The following is a 20,516-nucleotide window of genomic DNA, read 5'->3' as shown; positions in this document are numbered from 1 at the left end:
ATGCTAGAAATCCTATTTCTGTTATTGCCGATTGCTGCAGGCTATGGCTGGTATATGGGACGCCGCAGTCTCCGTCAAAAAAGTGCAAATCAACAGAAATCACTTAGTCGCGATTACTTTACCGGCTTAAACTTCTTACTTTCAAATGAATCAGATAAAGCGGTAGATTTATTTATTAGTATGCTCGATGTGGATGACGAGACCATAGACACCCATATGTCTCTAGGTAGCTTATTTCGCAAGCGAGGGGAAGTAGACCGTTCAATTAGAATCCATCAAAATCTAATTGCGCGTCCGAGCCTGACAGCAGAACAGCGTGATGATGCCATGATGGAACTGGGTAAAGATTATGTCGCTGCCGGTATTTTTGATCGTGCAGAAGAAATCTTTTTACAGTTAGTCAAACAAGAGCAACATTCAGAAGAAGCTGAACAACAGCTAATTTCTATTTACCAAGTCACTAAAGAGTGGACTAAAGCCATTGATATTACTTCACGGCTACCACGCAAACGCCAACAACAATTAAGCCACGACACCGCTCACTTCTATTGCCAATTAGCAGATGAAGCTGAAAATACTGAACAGGCGATTAAACGCTATAACTCAGCATTAAAGCAAGATGAAAATTGTGGTAGGGCTTTACTTGAACTCGCTAAACTATATTTAGCCGAAGGTGATTCTAAAAACTGCATCAATATGCTCAACCGCTTATCAAAAGCAGACTCAGAGTTATTTGCAGATGCATTGGTCACAGCTAAAGCTTGTTACAGTGATAAAGATGTCACAGCTTATAAAGAGATGCTTAGCCAAGCGCTTACAGATGGTGCAGGTGCATCAATTGTGGTTGCGCTAGCTCAGCAATATACATTAGATAATGAGTCAAAAGTGGCTGAGTCGATGTTACTTAATGAGCTTTATCGACATCCAACCATGCGTGGATTTCAATATCTAATGCAATTACACATAGAACAAGCTGAAGAAGGGCAAGCGAAACAAAGCTTAACTCAGCTAGAGCAGCTTGTAGAACAACAAATCAAATACCGACCAAATTACCGTTGTAATGCCTGCGGATTCCCATCTCATAGCCTTTACTGGCAGTGTCCATCATGTAAAACATGGGGCAGTATCAAGCGGATCCGTGGCCTTGACGGTGAATAATAATTAAAGCATTGGAGTTAACATGACATCAAAACCTATCGTAGTTGCCCTAGATTTCGACAATAAAAATAAAGCATTAAATCTAATTGATAAACTTGATCCTAATCTTTGTCGTTTAAAAGTCGGTAAAGAGATGTTCACCCTTTTCGGACCTCAATTTATCACAGAGATCCATGACCGCGGTTTCGATGTCTTTCTCGATTTAAAATTCCATGATATTCCTAATACCGTAGCTAAAGCTGTTACCGCCGCAGCAGAGTTAGGTGTATGGATGACAAACGTCCATGCAACAGGCGGTTTAGCAATGATGCAAGCAGCCCGCGAAGCACTACGCCCATATGGCGACAATGCGCCATTACTCATTGCGGTGACCGTATTAACCTCAATGACTGACGAAGAACTGCCATTAATCGGTATCAATTGCAGTGCAGAAGAGCAGGTTAAACGCTTAGCTAGCCTAACTCATCAAGCGGGATTAGATGGTGTTGTATGCTCAGCTCGTGAGGCCGAAATGCTAAAAGCGGAGTTTGGCAAAGAATTCAAACTTGTTACGCCAGGTATTCGTCCTGAAGGAAGTGATGCTGGTGATCAACAACGTATTATGACGCCGAAACAGGCACTTATCGCAGGTTCTGATTACCTTGTTATTGGCCGTCCAATCACGCAAGCCGCCGATCCTCTTGCTGCGTTACATGAGATTATTCAATCGATAAAATAAGGAAAACTTATGTTCGACTACCATAATAAACATGTCTTAGTCATCGGTGGTACAAGTGGTATTAACTTAGGCATTGCGACGGCATTTGCCCAAGCAGGTGCAAGAGTTGTTGTCGTAGGCCGCAATCATGACAAGATAAATGAAGCAGTCGAACATCTACAGCAAACTAACCCAAATCATCAACATTTGGGCGTAAGTTTTGATGTACGTAATCTAGAAGATGTAAAAGCAGGGTTTAGTCAGATTGCGGCGATGCTAGGGCATATTGATGTGTTAATCAGTGGCGCAGCCGGTAACTTTCCTGCACTGGCAGAAAGTATGTCTGAAAATGGATTTAAAGCCGTAATGGATATCGATCTATTAGGCAGTTTTCATGTGCTCAAGCAAGCATTACCGCTGTTGCAGCTGGTAAAAGGCAATATTATTCAAATATCAGCGCCACAGGCAAATATTGCTATGGCAATGCAAGCACATGTTTGTGCAGCAAAAGCAGGCGTTGATATGTTGACTAAATCACTGGCGCTAGAGTGGGGCAGTAAAGGGATCAGAGTTAATTCAATTATTCCTGGGCCGATTGCTAATACTGAGGGCTTTAATCGACTCGCTCCTACAGCAGAATTACAACAAGAGGTAGCTGCAAGCGTACCTTTACAACGCAATGGTGACACCAAAGATATTGCTAATATGGCATTATTTTTAGCGTCTCCGCTTGCCAGTTATGTTACAGGCGCTATCATACCCGTAGATGGCGGCTGGTCATTAGGTGGAGTAAGTACCGCAATGGCATTACTTGCTCAAAAATCACAACAGTAAAAGAGATTAATTATGGCTAACGCATTACAAGAGCAGCTATTAAAAGCTGGACTTGCGAGTAAGCAAAAAGTCAGGGATGCAAAAACCCAGAAACGTCGTGATCGCAAAGCGAACAAAGACGATGGTAGTGCCCAGCTTAAACAACAAATTGCAGAGCAAAAACAGGCTCAAGCAGCAAAAGATAAAGCACTTAATGAGCAGCGATTTGCAGAAGCATCAGAACGCGGCCAAGTAAGAAGTTTAATTACTGAATTTAGTCGTTGCGCACTGACTTTACCTAACGACGCAGAGATTAAATTTAACTATACCTTAGAGAACAAAATTTATAGCGTATACGTTAATGAAAAGCTCCAAGCTCAGTTATTAAATGGTTTACTAGGGATTGTGCGTTATCAAGATAAAAGTCACTTAGTACCTCATAAGCTAGCAGAACGCGTTAACTTACTTGTTCCTGCTTGGTGTGGTTACTTATGGACTGCTGAGAATAATACGGTAGAAGAGATCGTAGAAGATGATCCTTATGCCGATTACGTTATTCCAGATGATTTAATGTGGTAATCAAAAATGTCTATTTTTAAACCAGTGTAAATGCACTGGTTTTTTTTACCTAGCTCTCATAAATTATGTTGGCAACGGTTACAGAGTATAGTTTTAACACTAACTACTTTACATTAATCTTTATTTATTGATTAATCATAAAAAAGATAGCAGGACTATTTATGATTACTCAATACGGGTTAGTTGAAAAAATTATCTTCTTCGTCCATGTTGTGCGCCTTGGTTCTATTTCTTCGGCTGCTGAATACGTATCAGTATCTATTGCAACTGGATCACGCTGGATAGTTGATCTAGAAACTGCATATCAAATTAAATTACTAAGCCGCAAAGGTTGCTCGATCCAATTAACTAACTCAGGCTTAATCTTCTTTGAGAAATGGAGGTATATTGTTGACGATATAATCAAAATTAATCGAGAAATTAAAGCTGATATTGCTGAACAAGAGGGCAGTTTAAAAATTTGCTGTACACCAGTTTATGCCGATCGTTATTTACTGCCTATTATTGCGACTTATTCAATTAGCAATCCTAAAGTCAAATTTAATATTGATATTAATCCCCATGGTTTAGCCGATTCACAAAAATATGATATTATTTTTAGTGCCTTAAGTAGTTATGATTGCAAAATAGAAAAGAATTTAGACAAAATTCGTAAATGCCTCATCATAGAACCTTTTTTAACGGTTGCTGCACCATCATATTTAGCAAGATCTTTATCTCCTACAACACCTTATGAATTATCAGAACACCAATGTTTATATGCACGCTCATTAACAGCGAGTAAAGAATGGGCATATGTGGTTAGTGAACAGCAATTAATGATTAAAACTGCAGATATTCTAGAGGTAAGTGATAGTAATTTACTACTTAAAGCTGTCAAGTTAGGCTTAGGGATCGGTTACTTGCCTAAATTTGTTGTTGAGGAAGCGATTAAATCCGGTGAAATTATTGCAATATTAACAGAGTATAAAACCTCACAATGGCAACTCAATATGTATTATGACTCACCTAATACTATTGATTCTGTTGCTTTAAATTTTAAAAATTATTATTTAACTGAAATTGAAAAATTAAACGCAGCATAAAACATGCTGCGCTTGAATTATGATTGTTAGAAAAATGTCAGTGTGATCATGAATATGGGTAATGTGACTAACATAGCGGTGATGGTAAAGCCCATAATATCGCGAATGCCTAATCCTGCAACAGCAAGGGCTGGTAAAGCCCAAAATGGTTGTGCCATATTACTCCACATATCCCCGTAGGCAATTGCCATCGCGGTTTTACCCAAATCAACACCTAATTCTACAGCTCCAGGCATAATCAATGGGCCTTGTACAATCCAGTGACCGCCACCACTAGGAACAAAGAAGTTTACTAATGCTGAAGCAAAGAATGTCCACACAGCATAAGTACTTGCTGATGCCGATTCGACAAACCAAAGGGTAATATCAGCACCTAAGCTTGATTCCTCCATCATATATTGAATTCCACCATAGAATGGGAATTGTAATATGACACTAGAAGTTGCTACTGCACCATTCTTAATTGCTGAAGCATAGGCGATAGGTGAACCATGCAGAATAATACCTAAACATAAGAACAACATATTACCTATGTTTAAATCAAGCTTGAACCCTTGAGTAAACCATAAATAGCCGATATAACTAAAACCAAGCAATCCAACTGAATATGCTAAAATCCGACTATTCTCAAGACGATTAGCAATAGTCGGATGTTCCTGTTTTTCTACAATAATTTCTACTTGAGCTAAAATTTTAGGGTCAACAGTAACAACATCCTTACCTTTAGGATGAATTAAGTAGGCAATTATAGGTAATACAATAAATAAGCTAAAAATAGTGATAGCGTTATAACCACTAAAAATAGTTTCACTGACGGGAATAATACCCGTAATTGATTGTAATAAATGACCATCAGTTGCAGCAACTAATGGAATCGATGCCATTAATCCACCATGCCATGTCATAAACCCCATGTACGCTGCTGCAATGAGCACTCGATAATCGACCCCTTCCACACGACGAGCAAACTCACGTGCTAGCATGGCTGATACAATCAAACCAAAACCCCATTGAATAGAACACATCACTGCAGAAAACAATGCAACTGTTGCAGCCACAACGGGAGGGTTTTGGACTGATAAAGCAATGCGTTGCATCAATTTTTGAACAGGGTTAGTTGAAGCAAGAGCATGTCCCGTAACAATTACTAAGCACATTTGCATGGTGAATGTCATCATAGACCATAAACCATCTCCCCAATATTCAACCATTTGCAGTGCGGTTGACTCTGTAAATAATACGCCTGCAGCAAATATAACTAATGTAAGCACAACAGCTAGTACATATGCATCAGGTAAATAACGAGACACAAATTTGGTAAGCACATTAGCAATGATATTAAGTACACCGGCAGTTTTTTGTTTTTGTGGTGCGGTATTAGAAATGTTTTCCATACTATATCCTTATGAGGTGAGTTATACCCACCTCAAATCCATCATAAATTAGCCGTTATAATTTTCGATAATCGCGGTAATTCCCATACCACCACCAATACATAGTGAGGCTAAGCCATAGCGTTGCTTACGACGTTTAAGCTCAAATAATAATGTCACGAGTATTCGAGCACCTGATGCTGCGATTGGATGTCCCAATGCAATTGCACCGCCGTTTACGTTAATAATTTCAGGAGGGAATGCAAATTGTTGAGATACGCTTAATGCTTGTGCTGCAAAAGCTTCGTTGAATTCAACAAGATTTATATCTTTTTGTTGTAGTTTTGCTTTTTCTAACGCCATTATAGTCGCTGGTACAGGGCCAAAGCCCATTAACTCCGGCTCGACACCCGCACTTGCTGTCGATTTTAAAATTGCTAATGGCGTATAGCCATTGGCTAATGCCAATTCTAACGGCATCAATAGTACCATTGCTGCACCATCGTTTATACCAGATGCATTACCAGCGGTTACTGAGCCATTCTTCTTAAATGCTGGCTTTAATCCTGCAAGCTTGTCAATTGTTGCTGCTCTTGGGTGTTCATCTACGACAAAAAGCTTTTCGCCTTTACGATCTTTTATTAATACAGGAATAATTTCTTCATTAAACTTACCATCTTGTATAGCTTGAGCAGCTTTTAATTGGCTGGTTAATGCAAACTCATCTTGTTGCTCACGGCTTATCTGATATTTCTCAGCTAAATTTTCAGCTGTAATCCCCATATGTATGTCACTAAATGCATCGGTTAAGCCATCACTTAAGATTAGATCTTTAGTTTCTGCATCACCTAATCTCGCTCCCCATCGTGTTTTAAGTTGGATATAAGCTGCATTACTCATGCTTTCACAACCACCGGCTAATACAACATCTTTATCACCACACATAATAGCTTGTGCTGCCAAAGCAATTGTTTTTAAAGAAGCACCACAAACTTTATTTACTGTAAAAGCAGTTTTTTTAGCAGGGATTCCTAAGCCAATTTGAATTTGACGGGCAATATTTTGACCATTACCAGCTCCTAAGACATTACCAATAATGACTTCATCAATTATTTCAACTGGAATATCTGCTTTATTCAGCATACCTTGAGCACATTGAATACCTAGTTCTACTACCGACAATGAAGCTAAACTACCACCAAAACCACCAATTGCAGTTCGACCAGCAGCAACAATCGCAACTTCTCTCATGATGTTCTCCTAGAATACTTTAGGTGTGTTATAGATAATGAGTGGAGCAGCAGTTTTAGCCTGTACAAGATCAATAGTGGTGTCATCACTGATTTCTAGCAGTACTAAACCATCACGGGTCACCTCAATAACAGCAAGTTCAGTAATAATTAGATCAACAGCCGCTACGGCAGTTAAAGGTAAAGTACAATTATCTAAAATTTTAGGATTGCCTCGTTTATCGCAATGTTCCATAGCAATAATGACTTTTTTAGCACCAGTCACTAAATCCATTGCGCCCCCCATACCTGGCACCATTTTTCCGGGTATAATCCAGTTTGCAAGATTGCCTTGCTGGTCAACTTCTAAAGCGCCTAAGACTGAAGCACTAACATGACCACCTCGAATAATTGAGAATGACAGTGCACTATCAAAATAGGTAACTTCAGGCAATGCAGTCACAGGTTGACCTGCTGCGTTAGAAATATCAGGATCAAGATTAGATTCATTCGGAATATCCATCCCTATTCCAATCATGCCATTCTCGGACTGGAACAAAATCCCTTGACTAGGATCAACATATTTAGCAACGAGTGTGGGCATACCAATACCAAGGTTAACTAAGGTATTTGGTGTTAATTCTTGAGCGACACGTTTAGCAATACGGTCTCTTACATCAATTTTTTCCATTAGTATCACCTATTCTTCAACAATAAAATCAACAAACGTGCCGGGTAACATAAATTGATCGGCTTCAACTTCTCCAATCTCTACAATTGATTCAGCTTGAACGATAACGGTCGTGGCTGCAGTGGCCATAACGGGATTAAAGTTTTTAGTTGTCTTTTTAAAAATACAGTTACCTGCTTTATCAACTATTGAAGCCTTAATTAATGCGACATCTGCAAATAACGGGTCCTCAATAATGTAATTCTGGCCATTCCGGCATATGATATCTTTGCCTTCTTCAACTAAGGTGCCCAAACCTGTTTTTGTAAGTACACCACCTAGTCCTGCTCCAGCACTTCGAATTTGCTCTACGAGCGTGCCTTGTGGTACGAGAGTCACCTCCAAAGTGTGCTGATTCATTTGTGTACCTGTCTCAGGGTTTAAACCAATATGTGAGGCAATGATTTTTTTTGCTTGTTGATTATGAATTAGAACACCAATACCTTTATTGGGTAGGCCTGTATCATTACAAATGATGGTTAAATCGTGCACTCTAGCGTCTGCTATTGCAGCAATAATTTTTTCTGGAGTACCCACAGTCATAAATCCACCAATCATAATGGTTTGGTTATTGGCTAATTTAGCTGCGGCTTGTTGGCTAGATATAATCGGTTTTAATTGCATTATTAAGTCCTTTAAAGGAGAAACTGCAATTAAGATTAACGCTTAAAAATATTAATTGAATATCAAAAGTAAATGGTCATGTTTTCATATTTAATAGGGTACAAATATGAGTTATGTGATCATTGATGAGTTATATAAAAATATTTGAGGTCGATTTAATACACTATAAATATGTGATAAAAGTCATGGTTAACTTGAAAATATTATCCAAGTCAGATTAATTAATGAATAAATTAGATACTAGCTAAATAAGGGGTTAATTTGATTTATAAGGAAGCATAATCAAGCTAGATGTTTAGCTCTATATTCGGTAGTATCTGTAGTCAAACAAGTGTTTAAATCGCTGAGAATAAACTATGTACCCATACCAAGCCCCATTAAAAAACATGAATTTCATGCTCTCTAACGTATTTAATGCTGAGCAAGTTTGGCAATCAATTCCACAACTTGCTGAGTATATGGACATTGAGACTGCGCGAGCTATTTTAGAGGAAGCGGCGCGATTAAATGAAGAGGTTGTGGCCCCGTTAAATCGCAACAGTGATGAGCAAGGTGTGCAATTTAATGATGGTCAGGTCGTTACGCCTGATGGCTTTAAACAGGCTTACCAACATTTTGTAGAAGGTGGTTGGATTGGCTTATGTGGTGAGGCTGAGCATGGTGGTATGGGGATGCCTAAGCTGTTGGGCATTTTAGTTGATGAAATCGGCTACGGTGCAAGTAATGCCTTTACGTTATATAACTCGCTAACTGCTGGGGCAGCATTATGCATTAATGCCCACGGCAGTGATGAATTAAAGCAATTGTACCTACCAAAACTCTATTCTGGTGAGTGGGCTGGGGCAATGGATATGACAGAGCCTCAAGCGGGTTCAGACTTACGCAATATTAGCACTAAGGCTACGTTAGCGGATGACGGCAGTTATACCATCACTGGTACCAAGATTTTTATCACAGGTGGTGACCAAGACTTATCGGAGAACATTATCCATTTAGTATTGGCCAAGGTTGAAGGCAATAAAGGTATTTCATTATTTTTAGTGCCTAAAATTAAAGTGAACGATGATCAAAGTCTAGCAGGTGCCAATGGTGTCAGTGTGGGTTCAATTGAACATAAGATGGGTTTAAAAGGTTCCTCAACGTGTGTGATGAATTTTGAGCAGTCGCAAGGTTTTTTAATTGGCAAAGTTAATCGTGGTCTAGTTTGTATGTTTACCATGATGAACTATGAACGTTTAGCGATTGGCATTCAAGGGCTTGGTAGTGGTGAAGCGGCCTATCAATTAGCAAGCCAATATGCCAAAGAGAGAGAACAAGGTTTAGCTGTTGGCGCAGTTAAAAGTGGTAACCAAGCCGATCCTATTCTAGTGCATGGCGATGTGCGCCGCATGCTACTAACTATAAAAGCCTTAAATACCGCAGGACGTGCGCTGGCAATGCACACTGGTCTACAGTTAGATTTAGCCAAATTTGGCGAGGGGCAACAACAACTTGATGCTGTTAAGTTTGTTGGGTTATTAACTCCGGTTGCTAAAGCCTTTTTAACTGACCGAGGTTTAGACTGTACCATTATGGCGCAACAGGTTTTTGGTGGTCATGGCTATATTCGCGAATCAGGCGTTGAACAGCTTGTTCGTGATACCCGTATTGCGCAAATTTATGAAGGTACTAATGGAATTCAAGCTAACGATTTTCTGGGCAGAAAAGTGCTTGGAGATAATTTAGCCACAGTGCTGCAATTTATTGAACAAACAAAACAAGATATGGCTGCTTTTGAACATATTTCAGCAAAACATTCAGCTCAGCTAATTGAACTTTGGCAACAGTTTATTGATGCTTGTATGGCGCTTAATGAAGTTAAACTGTCACAACCCAATATTATTAATAGCTGCGCCGTCGATAGCCTAGATGCTTTTGGTTATATTCTTTATGGCTATTACTTATTGAAATTACAAACTCATGCAGCAACCACTGATGATGCGGCATTGTATAACCATTTGGTTGAGTTTTATTTTAATAAAATAATCTTTAAAGCAAATTATCACCTGTCGCAACTCACAACAGGTGATGATGTAGTGATGGCAATGAGCGCCGATCTATTTTGATGTTTGTTCAATAATAGCTTGCAGTGTTATGGCAGCAAAGGGCGCTATTTGCGCCTTTTTGTTGTTTGGAGTTAAGCCATTTTCAATGATAACAAAACGGTACTTATGACCCTCTTTATTGGTCACATATCCCGCTAAGTTAGCAACCCCCTGCATAGTGCCGGTTTTGGCATGAACATTCTGCTTTAGTGGCACTTTATTGAAATAACTGCGGTATTTAAGGGTACCAGAAAGTCCAGCAACAGGTAAGTCTGCAACTAACCCCTTAAACTTAGGGTTGGTATCAATAAGTCTTAAGATCTGCATCAATTGTGTTGCCGTTAATAAGTTGTATCTCGATAAACCTGAACCATCAACAATTTGTGCATCGGTTAAATTAATATCATATTGCGCCAGAATCTCAGTCATTGCTTTGGCGCCATTTTCAAAGCTGCCTTGCTGACCAAAGTAACGCTGGCCAATTTGTTTTAACAGGCTATCAGCAATTAAATTATCCGAATCAAGTAACATCTCGTTAATTAACACTGATAAATCTTGTGAATGGTGCACAACTAAAATACGTTGGGATCTGGCACCTTTTTGACTTTCGACAAACTGCCCTGAAACTTGAATATGTTGGTGCTTAAAATACTTTGAAAGAGTCGCAATAGCATATTGAACCGGATCATCAATAGCAATTCTTAAGTTCAACGGCAAATAACCGTTATAACATCCAGATAATTGATAATGATTGTTCACTTGATGCGCTAAATCTAAATCACAAAAGGCACTATTTTTATCAATTTGGGCGTTACTATTAATACTAATCGGTAAATAACGTGCGTATTTGACCGACAGTTGGTTATTTTTTGCTTTAATAAGCTTAGCTTTAATACAGTTCTTATCGATAATATAGCTAGATACTGGCGCAGCATAGCAGACACCTAAATCGTCCCATACCCAGCCGACTGCATGGGGTTTATTATGTTTTTTACCCGCAAGATAAACATTGCCACTAATTCGTTTCACCCCGAGGCTTGCAAGCTCTGAGACTAACTTTTTAATATTTTGCCGCGTGAGTGAAGGATCACCACTGAAGTTAATGTATACGTCACCATCGATTACCCCATTAGTGATACGTTTAGCACTGGTGATACTGGTTTTAAATTGATAGTTACTGCCTAAAAGCGAGGTGGCAGCAACGGCAGTTAATAACTTTTGAGTACTGGCAGGGATAAAGAAACGATCTGCATTTTTACTGACAATCACTTTACCTGTGCTGTTATCTTCAACAATGATGGCGACTTGTGATTGACTGGGTTCGAGCGCAGTAATGACTTTAGATAGGCCTGTATCAGCTGTTGCCGTAAATGCGACCGGCAGGAGAATAATAGGTAGGAATTTAAGTAACATAACTCAATAGGCTGATGAACAATTAACTTCATTATGCATGACTCTTAACTTGCTCACCAGTATTGGCCGTATTTAGTCTTGCTTATCATCCTTTACAATAAGTTTAAACAAAATCACAGTGACGATGCCCACTAACACACAAAATATTGGCAATACCAACGCACCTAGAGCAGTTTTAAAATGAAAAATCAAAAATGCACCAAGTAAAACGACAGCTAAGCTAATAAGAATTTTAAAATTCATTTGCATACAACCTAAGCAAATTTAGAGTAGGCGTGCATTCTAACAAATTGTAAAAATGGACACAGTAAATATATTCAATCGACTGATAATTTTATAATTTAGCTCAAAAGGTAAGCCATTAAATTAAATTTGTATAAAAAATGTCTATTAAGTATCTGATGTGACGAAAGTCCTTGCCCAACTGCATATTAGTAGGTAATTTCTTATGCCTTGTATAATATTACAGTAATAAATCGTACAAACATTAACTGTTTTGCTGCCATAATTAGGTTAAAGTAAAACTAGTTTGACGCTTTATTTATCAGTTAAGCTGATTGTTGCTTCAACTGACATGCTTTTAAGGAGGTTGCCTTGCTGACCAAGCTAGGTGGTATAAGTCTTCACCAAGACGCGATAAAATGGCTGTTAACACCGCAGAGTTTTAAAGCTGAGTTAATTTCGCGTATTCAACATGCAAAGCAGTCTATCTATATCACCGCTTTGTATCTTGAAGATGATGAAGCCGGTAGGGAAGTGCTACAAGCATTGATGACTGCTAAAGCTGAAAATCCACAACTTGATATTAAAGTCTTGGTTGATTTTCATCGTGCTCGCCGTGGCTTAATTGGCCATAAAGGTGACAGCGGCAACTACTTAATGTATCGCAAAGTCATGGCAGAAGCAGAACATCCAATTGAAATACTAGGTGTACCAGTAAAATCCCGTGAATTTATGGGTGTGTTACATTTAAAAGGTTTTATTATTGATGATGCTGTTATCTATAGCGGTGCAAGCTTAAATAATATCTACTTACAACAGTTCGAAAAGTATCGTTTCGACCGTTATCATGTAATCGAATCAGCAGAGCTTGCAACAAGTATGCGCAATATGATTACAGACTATTTGGTTAACGATCCAGCAGTATGCTCTTTATGTCAGCCTAAAGAAACTGAAATACTGCCATCAAAGTCAGAGATCAGAAGCTTTAAACTGCGTTTAGCACAAGCTAAGTATGAATTCCCAAGTACTAGAATTGGTACTCGAGTGACACCGCTTGTTGGCCTAGGTAGAAAGAAGAATCGCTTAAATAAGGCTATTATTAATTTAGTTGATAGCGCGCAGCATCAATTATTTATTTGTACACCTTACTTTAATCCACCTTATGCATTAGTTCGTTCAATTGTTAAACAATTACGACAAGGCCGTAAAATTAATATTGTTGTAGGTGATAAAACTGCCAATGATTTTTATATTCCACCAGAGCAAGACTTCTCGACCATTGGTGCATTACCTTACATGTATGAGCAGTCTCTACGTAAGTTTGTGAAACGCCAACAATGGGCCGTAGACCAAGGCTTATTAAATATCTATTTATGGAAGCATGATAATAATAGCTTTCATTTAAAAGGTATTAGTGTGGATGATAAACGTCATCTATTAACAGGCAGTAACCTTAATCCTAGAGCATGGGCACTTGATATCGAAAATGGCTTAGTCATTGATGATGAGTCAGGGCAGTGGAGTGATAAATTTAAAGAAGAGCAAGCTCATATTTTAGAGCATACTACTCGTTTATATCACTTTAGCCAAATTGATACACTGCAGAAATATCCCGCGCCGGTTAAGAAGATTATGACTCGAATCAATCGTATCAAAGCTGATTTCTTATTAAGACGTATTCTGTAATCGAATAGTACCTACAAAAAAGCCTGCTAAATGCAGGCTTTTTGCTTTGTTAGGGGAGTTAATGAGCGGCCCCATGAGTCGCAATATCATGATCACGACTATCTTTTGCATATTGAATAGCCACAATAACAATAATAACCATTACAGAACTTAATAAACCAATACTTAATTGGCCATCCATTGGAATTAACGCCATTGCGGTTGCTGCAACACCAGCGCCAAAGTTTTGTAAACCTCCAAGCAAAGCGCCTGCAACACCAGCATGTCGAGGAAAAGGCTCTAGTGCGGCAGAGGTTAAGGTTGGATAAAGGATACCTGCTCCCGTAAAAAATAGAACTGAGCCAGCCAACAAGCACCATGCGAATACAAACCCAAATAAACCTGGGATTAATAGAAATAATGCCCCTGCACCTAGTAATGCAATACCTTGGTATAGCAACTTATTCATCGATTGTTGTTTAGACGCAATAAAAGCCCCTAAAAGATAACCAGGAATAGGCGCAACAAAATAACAGCTCACCATAAAAGGGGTCATCTTTAAACTTTGACCGTACAAAATTCCCGCGATGGCTTCAAATCCGGCAACACCAGCAAAAGTTGCTAACAAGGCAAACATGTAACCTTTAAAGTGACGATTAGATAAGACCGCTTTATAAGCTGCAATAGCTGGTTGACTGTTACGTTGGTTAACAGGTAAAGACTCAGTGAAACCGTATGCCAAGGTAATAACAACAATTAAACCAAACAGAGCTAATCCAAAATAGACTGCATGCCAGCCCCAGGTTTGAGCTAACCAACCACCAAAAAATGGTGCGATTAATGGTGAAAATATAACAGCCATAGAAATATAGCTATTAAATTGTTTTAATCGGTCACCAAAATAATAATCACGTGGAATACTGCGGCTTAATGCGCCAGCACTTGCGGTACCACACCCTTGAAGAAAGCTAGCAAATAACAGCATATTAATACTTTGACTAATCCCAGCAATCAAGGCTCCAACAATAAACAAACACATACCAAAAATTAATGGTTTCTTACGACCAATTCGATCACTCAAAGGGCCATAAACAAATTGCATCAAACCATAGCTAGTTAAATAAATAGCCATAATAGCTTGTAAATAACCATTACTTGCTTGTAAGCCTTGGCCAATAAGTGGTAATGCTGGTACAAAAATAGTTTGAGCCATTTGTGCAGTTGCAATTGTCATGACCAGCAAACTGAGAATAACAGGCATAGAAACAACGCCAAAGAAAGGCTGTTTTCTTTGGAAAGAAGATGACATGAAGACTCCGAATAACGATATAAGCAGGTGATTTCCGGCTGCAATGTTACTCTCAATTAATATAAATACAATTATTCACGCTAGAGATATTTTGTATGTTTAGATTAAAATATCTAATGCAAACAAGCAAATAGAACACTTAATGTAAATAACAGACAGGTGTTGTATACAATCTGTTAAGAGACTTGAAATAATTAATTATATTTAATAGTAATTGACTCATAAAATCACTTCTGTTCTTGAGTCATGCTGCGACTAAACGTAAAATCTCAACCTTATCTATGTAAGAGTAAAAGACAAAATATATGCACGCAGTACACAAACTTTATCAATATCGTAAATCGATTTCTACTCGGCCATTTTCAGCGAGAGGAAAAAGTCTGGTACGTTGTGAGCAATGTTTGTTAGCCCAAGATTTTTGTACTTGTCATCTACGAACACAAATCGAGGCTCAAGCTAGTTTTTTATTATTGATGTACGATGACGAGGTATTAAAGCCTAGTAACAGTGGTCGCTTAATTGCTGATATATTCCCTGATACGCATGCTTATATTTGGTCAAGAACAGAGCCTAATCCGAAGGTTCTCGCCTTATTGAATGATCCTAAGTATCAACCCTATGTCGTATTTCCCGGTGAGTATGCTTATCAACCAGATTTAGTGTGTAATACTGTCTCGATGACTACTGGCAAAAGACCGCTATTTATACTTATTGATGGTAGTTGGCGACAGGCGGTCAAAATCTATCGTAAAAGTGAATATTTACATCATTTGCCTATTTTATCATTTGATGCAAATACCACCGCCAAATATGCATTGAGAAAAGGGGTTAGAGATTTTCAGTTTGGCACTGCCGAAGTTGCGGTAATGGCATTGGCGGCAATGAGTGCAGAAAAAGAGAGTGAAGTATTAGCGACTTGGTTTGAGTTGTTTATAGAATCCTCATTATTTAGCCGTAGCCGTAAACCTCAAAGTGAGCTTAAAAACCTTACTGACCTAGGGCAGCATTATTTAGCAGCATTGAATCAGGTAACAACAGTGGGTAGCCGACATGAATGATTTTACTCAAACAGAAGATAAAATCACTGCTATTATTTACGATAAATTTAAATATGGCATTTGGCTACAATATACTGTTGCCTATCCAGAATTTATTGCTGATATCTCATTTGAAAAATACAATCAATTACTTCAAATGATGTACTCAAGTGACAAAACAAGATACCAGTTTTACAACTTCTTGTTATTAACCAAGTAAAGATATTTATGGTTAACCATAAATTAATAATTCTATTTTGGTTTAAGGTAATGTCTTAATGAGCGCGGGTCTGTATGACCCGTTCTTGCCATAATATATAAATGGTCTTTATCATTCTCATATAACTGAGTTACACAACCACTTCGCAAACTGTGCGCACCAAAAAATTGGGTAGGTAATCCCGCTAGTGCACTGTATTTTTTAACTAAGCGATAGATATCATCTCCATTTAGAAAACCGCTATTTTTTGATTTGGGATCATTAGCCTGCTTTAAAAAATAAGGTCTTAGTTTTAAGCCATTCCTCGAGATTGATCTGAATAGATGACCATCGTCTATACCGGTTAACGCTAACCATTGCTTGATTGCATCATAAGCAGAAAAAGGTTCATCTTGTGGTAGATCTTTCCATTCTCTAACACCACTTTGGTTTGCTTTAGAGTAGGGCAGTCTTACTTTTAATTTCTGCCTCAAAAAAGTGAGATGACTAACTTGAATTGCAGCTATTTCACTACGACGAAAACCACCTTGAAACGCTAGCTGAAATATAGCTTTATCTCTAACAGCTTGTAGATGAGAGTTGTTTTCTTCAATTGCCGAGAGCAACATTTCGAGTTCATCATACATAATGGGTTGTTGATCATAATCTTGAATATCTCGATGTTGATTACGACCAATACCACGCATAACCCGTAATACCATAGGGTGTTCGGTCGGCGAATTATATCCTGCCTCAATATGAAAGAAACGAATTGCAGCGAGTCTAGATATAAGTGTTTGTTTAGACAGTTGGCTTTCAGTTTGGTCGAGATAAATATCTTTTTGCTGACCAATAAATGCAACGACAACTCGCGGATCAGCAGGTAGAGAATTTAATTGATGCTGCTGACAATAATGACAAAAAATATCAAAACTTGCCTTATAACTGCGTCGGGTATTCGCTGCAATTTCAAACTCAGTTTCGGCTGCGGCACTATTTAAGTCTTGTAAAATCGAAGCTGGTAGCTGTTGTTCTTGATAAAATTCAGCTGAAGTCACTGAATTTTGCTGACGATTGAAGCCGATACGAGTAGACATTGACACCTATTATTGAACAAATAATGAACGCAAAAATGCTAGATAACACACTGATAAGGCCGATATTTTACTTAATATTACTATATCTTACCAGTGATAATCGTCATTATCACTGGTAAGCTTAATATATGCACAATCGTATGGCAATTCAATGCTAAATGGACAGTTTATAGCCTAATGTAATGAAGCTCATAATTTTGATTTTTACGAAAGATTATACAGAATGGTTTTAAATATTTATTTATGGTTAAACATAGAATTAAGGATTTACCTTCATATTCTATCGGGGTAAACTAGTAAAAATAGTCTAAACTTAAAGTAAAATCATCATGTTAGTTGAACAACGAAATTTGAATTGGCGTTATCATGAACAATCACCTAAATCTGGCCGACGGTTATTACTATTAGATATGACTGAAATAGATACCTGCATCCCATTATTAACTAGGGTATTAGAATCAAAATCATTAACTAGGCGAGTAGGTTGGTTCACTCCTGATCTGTTAAATAATAAGGAATATTACCAGACGACCTATATTGCGCTATGCAATATTCTTGAGCGACTCAACGAACAAATGGAGTATGAGCAACAGGACATTGATTACCTAAATTCATTACTTAACATGACATTTTCTGATTTTGGTTGGCGCAATATGCGTAAAGAGATATCACAATTGAAAAAACGTCAGAAAAAGTCTCATATCGAATTAAGTAATGATCTCATTGTGACTCTAAAGCAATATATGCAACAGCATAGTTTTGATAATTTCGATCAGGCGATTGATAACCTATTATCAGAATCAATGGCGTTTGAAGAGGATTTCGATAATAAATGAACCCGCAATGGCATTTAAAATCATTAGTAATTAGTCAGTTCTTCAATCCAAATTATGGTGATTTATACATAGACCAACATGGTATCCATCATGGCCCCAATACAACAACTTGGTCACAGCTCTCAAATTATCCATCTGTCACACAAGGGTTATACTTTTATAAAATGGTATGGCAACAACCATCTAAACAATATCAGCTTGATTGGTTACAAGGTAAAAATGCTAAACAATTTAAGCAAAAATTATTTGAGTTATGGTCGTCACATCATTTCCCTATATTGATTGAATTTAGTCGTACACTTAACCAACATCTGGCGCAATACTATTTGACGCAAAAGCAGTTTGCCATTTTACAAAAACAAGCGCTACAACTTGTAAAGTCGTGGCCTGACACATTTAATGATCTGGAAATACCGCAAACAATCATCAAATGTTATCAATTTATTGAGCAGTTTAGTCGGTGGCAGCATACACAAATAGAGCAACATCATCAGCATTATATTAAACAGCAATGCAAAATTTACAAACCATTGTTTAATGAATTGAAGCTTAACCAACAGCAGCAAATTGCCGTAATCACAAATGATACAAATAACTTGATTCTAGCGTCTGCAGGTAGTGGTAAGACTTTGGTGATAATCGCTAGAGCACTTTATCTTATTGAATCTGGTCAATGTATTCCATCTGAAATATTGATCCTTGTTTTCGGTAAAGATGCAAAAGAAGAGATTAAACAAAGGCTAAAGCTATATAAACCTAACCTTGATTTTAATGTGCATACTTTTCATTCATTTGCATTAAAATCAGCCAACACTAAAATGGTTAACCATAAAAAAGAATTAATAGGGAATACGACTAGTTATATTGAACAATTCAAAAAATACTGCTCAAATAACAACCTTATTTATTTGGATCTAATGAGCTTATTATTTGCATACGCAAAAGTGAAATCAAATAAACTTAATGAATATAATTTATTAGTACATTTAAAACTGGCATTTGATAACGTTAATATTAACTATCATTCTATGATGAAATGAATTGCCACTTTTTGATCTTACCCGAACAAGGGCAAGTGATGATGTCTGTCTATAAAGATATTTATAGTCATCAGCATTTAAAAAATTATTTTATTAATCAGTTTCCTGAATTTAAGCAGTTTAAATTCATCGATATGGATAAGCCTAATACAATTATTAGCAAATTATTGAAAAGTATTAATTTTAAGCAAGATATAAATGATAAAGTAATACTGTCATTATTAAATTCATTTCCAGCTCAAATAGAGCATAAGCTTGAAAATATCATTTTAACTGAAGTATTAAATGATATTACATTATTGAAGCAGTTCGATATTAATTTAGTAGAATTTAAAAAGTTATTGCAAAAATTTAAACAAAAAGATGAGTATTGCTTGCTTTTACTTTTTAGTTATATGCACTATAACAAGATGAATACCCAACACAATCTTGTTGATTTTACAGATTTAATCATCAATGCAACCGATTCGATTGCTGAAAATAAATCTGATACAAAACAAATACTCATTGATGAATTCCAAGATATATCATCTGTCAGAGCTAAATTTTTAAATAAAATCAAACAAAGCTCAAATGGGGCTCATCTTTTTTGTGTTGCAGATGATTGGCAGTCAATTTACCAATTTACTGGATCGAATATATTATACACTATTAATTTTAGCCATTACTTTGGAGAAACAACAACAACTCATTTAGATGTAAGTTACCGATGCAATAATCAAATATTAGCGATTGCCAATAAGTTTGTCTCTAAAAATGAGATTCAACTCGATAAAATTGTTATCGCGAATAATGTCACAGATAAAAATTCTATTTGGGTACATGCAAGTAATAATGAAAATGAATATTTAAACTTATTTGATAACTTAGCTTTGCAATATAAAAGCTTATCCATTCTAATATTGGCTCGCTACAAAGTGGATTTACCTACAGAGACTGAGCAATATGAGTTACACAATAAGTATCCTAAATTTTCACTTAAATTCAGTACCTGCCATTCAGCAAAAGGATTAGAGGCTGATTGCGTTATTCTGCTTAATTTAACCGATAACAAACATGGATTTCCAGCGACAAAGCCCGTATCAATTGTTCAGCATATGTTAGTTGAGAAAATTGATACTATCGATTTAGCTGAAGAACGAAGATTGTTTTACGTTGCTTTAACGCGAGCAAGAAACCAAATCCATCTTTATACCGATGCAAAAATGAGCAGCCCTTTCTTACAAGAGATTATTCATGATAATGCTAAATCCATTATAATTTGTACAGAGACAGATAACACAGAACGGTAAAGTTTGAGACAGAACTGCGGATTTCCAATATAAA

Annotated in this window: 19 protein-coding genes; 12 read left to right on the top strand and 7 right to left on the bottom strand. The window is 37.3% G+C overall.

Annotation, left to right across the window (positions count from 1 at the left end; genetic code table 11):
• The 5 genes from lapB (at position 1) to JCM15074_RS05950 (ending at position 4,332) form a co-directional block, all read left to right on the top strand.
• Positions 1 to 1,158: a lipopolysaccharide assembly protein LapB gene (gene lapB, locus JCM15074_RS05970; protein ID WP_025820402.1), complete on the top strand. Its 1,158-nt coding sequence runs from the start codon at positions 1 to 3 to the stop codon at positions 1,156 to 1,158.
• A 22-nt stretch (positions 1,159 to 1,180) separates the two neighbouring features.
• Entirely contained in the window at positions 1,181 to 1,876 is a 696-nt protein-coding gene (pyrF, locus tag JCM15074_RS05965; RefSeq protein WP_025820401.1) for an orotidine-5'-phosphate decarboxylase, read from the top strand.
• 9 nt (positions 1,877 to 1,885) lie between these two features.
• Positions 1,886 to 2,689, top strand: a complete 804-nt coding sequence (locus JCM15074_RS05960; protein ID WP_025820400.1) for an SDR family oxidoreductase — start codon at positions 1,886 to 1,888, stop codon at positions 2,687 to 2,689.
• A 12-nt stretch (positions 2,690 to 2,701) separates the two neighbouring features.
• Positions 2,702 to 3,247, top strand: a complete 546-nt coding sequence (locus tag JCM15074_RS05955) for a DUF2058 domain-containing protein (protein ID WP_025820399.1) — start codon at positions 2,702 to 2,704, stop codon at positions 3,245 to 3,247.
• A 161-nt stretch (positions 3,248 to 3,408) separates the two neighbouring features.
• Entirely contained in the window at positions 3,409 to 4,332 is a 924-nt protein-coding gene (locus JCM15074_RS05950) for a LysR family transcriptional regulator (RefSeq protein WP_025820398.1), read from the top strand.
• A gap of 26 nt (positions 4,333 to 4,358) precedes the next feature.
• On the opposite strand, the gene JCM15074_RS05945 is transcribed toward JCM15074_RS05950, so the two are convergent.
• Genes JCM15074_RS05945 through JCM15074_RS05930 form a run of 4 tightly spaced genes read right to left on the bottom strand, consistent with a single transcriptional unit; the run spans position 4,359 to position 8,288 of the window.
• Positions 4,359 to 5,726 carry a short-chain fatty acid transporter gene (locus tag JCM15074_RS05945; RefSeq protein WP_025820397.1) on the bottom strand — a complete coding sequence of 456 codons (1,368 nt, stop codon included), beginning with the start codon at positions 5,724 to 5,726 and terminating at the stop codon, positions 4,359 to 4,361.
• A gap of 48 nt (positions 5,727 to 5,774) precedes the next feature.
• Positions 5,775 to 6,956 (bottom strand): thiolase family protein, encoded by a 1,182-nt coding sequence (locus JCM15074_RS05940; RefSeq protein WP_025820396.1) that lies wholly within the window; start codon positions 6,954 to 6,956, stop codon positions 5,775 to 5,777.
• A 9-nt stretch (positions 6,957 to 6,965) separates the two neighbouring features.
• Positions 6,966 to 7,625, bottom strand: coding sequence for a 3-oxoacid CoA-transferase subunit B (locus JCM15074_RS05935; RefSeq protein ID WP_025820395.1), 660 nt, complete (start codon positions 7,623 to 7,625; stop codon positions 6,966 to 6,968).
• Positions 7,626 to 7,634: 9 nt separating this feature from the next.
• Entirely contained in the window at positions 7,635 to 8,288 is a 654-nt protein-coding gene (locus JCM15074_RS05930; protein WP_025820394.1) for a CoA transferase subunit A, read from the bottom strand.
• Positions 8,289 to 8,644: 356 nt separating this feature from the next.
• Between JCM15074_RS05930 and JCM15074_RS05925 the strand changes: the two genes are divergently transcribed.
• Positions 8,645 to 10,393, top strand: a complete 1,749-nt coding sequence (locus JCM15074_RS05925) for an acyl-CoA dehydrogenase family protein (protein WP_025820393.1) — start codon at positions 8,645 to 8,647, stop codon at positions 10,391 to 10,393.
• Here the strand turns inward: JCM15074_RS05925 and dacB are convergent.
• Positions 10,385 to 11,785 (bottom strand): D-alanyl-D-alanine carboxypeptidase/D-alanyl-D-alanine endopeptidase, encoded by a 1,401-nt coding sequence (gene dacB / locus JCM15074_RS05920; RefSeq protein ID WP_025820392.1) that lies wholly within the window; start codon positions 11,783 to 11,785, stop codon positions 10,385 to 10,387. The two genes, JCM15074_RS05925 and dacB, sit on opposite strands and share 9 nt — an antisense overlap.
• Positions 11,786 to 12,379: 594 nt before the next feature.
• Here dacB and pssA point away from each other — a divergent pair.
• On the top strand, positions 12,380 to 13,693 hold the full coding sequence (pssA, locus tag JCM15074_RS05910; protein ID WP_025820391.1) for a CDP-diacylglycerol--serine O-phosphatidyltransferase: 1,314 nt from the start codon (positions 12,380 to 12,382) through the stop codon (positions 13,691 to 13,693).
• A 58-nt stretch (positions 13,694 to 13,751) separates the two neighbouring features.
• Here the strand turns inward: pssA and emrD are convergent, their stop codons facing one another.
• Positions 13,752 to 14,981 carry a multidrug efflux MFS transporter EmrD gene (emrD, locus tag JCM15074_RS05905; protein ID WP_051536837.1) on the bottom strand — a complete coding sequence of 410 codons (1,230 nt, stop codon included), beginning with the start codon at positions 14,979 to 14,981 and terminating at the stop codon, positions 13,752 to 13,754.
• A 305-nt stretch (positions 14,982 to 15,286) separates the two neighbouring features.
• On the opposite strand from emrD, the gene JCM15074_RS05900 reads away from it, so the two are divergent.
• A complete protein-coding gene (locus JCM15074_RS05900; protein WP_025820389.1) occupies positions 15,287 to 16,039 on the top strand; it encodes a tRNA-uridine aminocarboxypropyltransferase in 753 nt (250 codons plus the stop codon).
• Positions 16,032 to 16,238 carry a hypothetical protein gene (locus JCM15074_RS05895; RefSeq protein WP_025820388.1) on the top strand — a complete coding sequence of 69 codons (207 nt, stop codon included), beginning with the start codon at positions 16,032 to 16,034 and terminating at the stop codon, positions 16,236 to 16,238. Before JCM15074_RS05900 ends, JCM15074_RS05895 begins: the two co-directional genes overlap by 8 nt.
• Before the next feature lie 32 nt (positions 16,239 to 16,270).
• Here the strand turns inward: JCM15074_RS05895 and JCM15074_RS05890 are convergent, their stop codons facing one another.
• A complete protein-coding gene (locus tag JCM15074_RS05890; protein ID WP_025820387.1) occupies positions 16,271 to 17,314 on the bottom strand; it encodes a site-specific integrase in 1,044 nt (347 codons plus the stop codon).
• Positions 17,315 to 17,643: 329 nt separating this feature from the next.
• Between JCM15074_RS05890 and JCM15074_RS05885 the strand changes: the two genes are divergently transcribed.
• From JCM15074_RS05885 to JCM15074_RS05875, 3 genes are read left to right on the top strand one after another with little or no spacing between them, the layout of a single operon-like run.
• Complete coding sequence (locus tag JCM15074_RS05885) at positions 17,644 to 18,150, top strand: hypothetical protein (RefSeq protein ID WP_025820386.1); 507 nt, start codon at positions 17,644 to 17,646, stop codon at positions 18,148 to 18,150.
• Positions 18,147 to 19,190 carry a UvrD-helicase domain-containing protein gene (locus tag JCM15074_RS05880; protein WP_025820385.1) on the top strand — a complete coding sequence of 348 codons (1,044 nt, stop codon included), beginning with the start codon at positions 18,147 to 18,149 and terminating at the stop codon, positions 19,188 to 19,190. Before JCM15074_RS05885 ends, JCM15074_RS05880 begins: the two co-directional genes overlap by 4 nt.
• Before the next feature lie 38 nt (positions 19,191 to 19,228).
• Positions 19,229 to 20,482 (top strand): 3'-5' exonuclease, encoded by a 1,254-nt coding sequence (locus JCM15074_RS05875; RefSeq protein WP_159105274.1) that lies wholly within the window; start codon positions 19,229 to 19,231, stop codon positions 20,480 to 20,482.
• Positions 20,483 to 20,516: the final 34 nt, after the last annotated feature.

The sequence above is a fragment of the Shewanella marina JCM 15074 genome (assembly GCF_000614975.1).
Classification (GTDB): Bacteria; Pseudomonadota; Gammaproteobacteria; order Enterobacterales; family Shewanellaceae; genus Shewanella; species Shewanella marina.
Note: the sequence above shows the minus strand (reverse complement) of the source record. Positions and strands in the feature narration are given on the sequence as shown.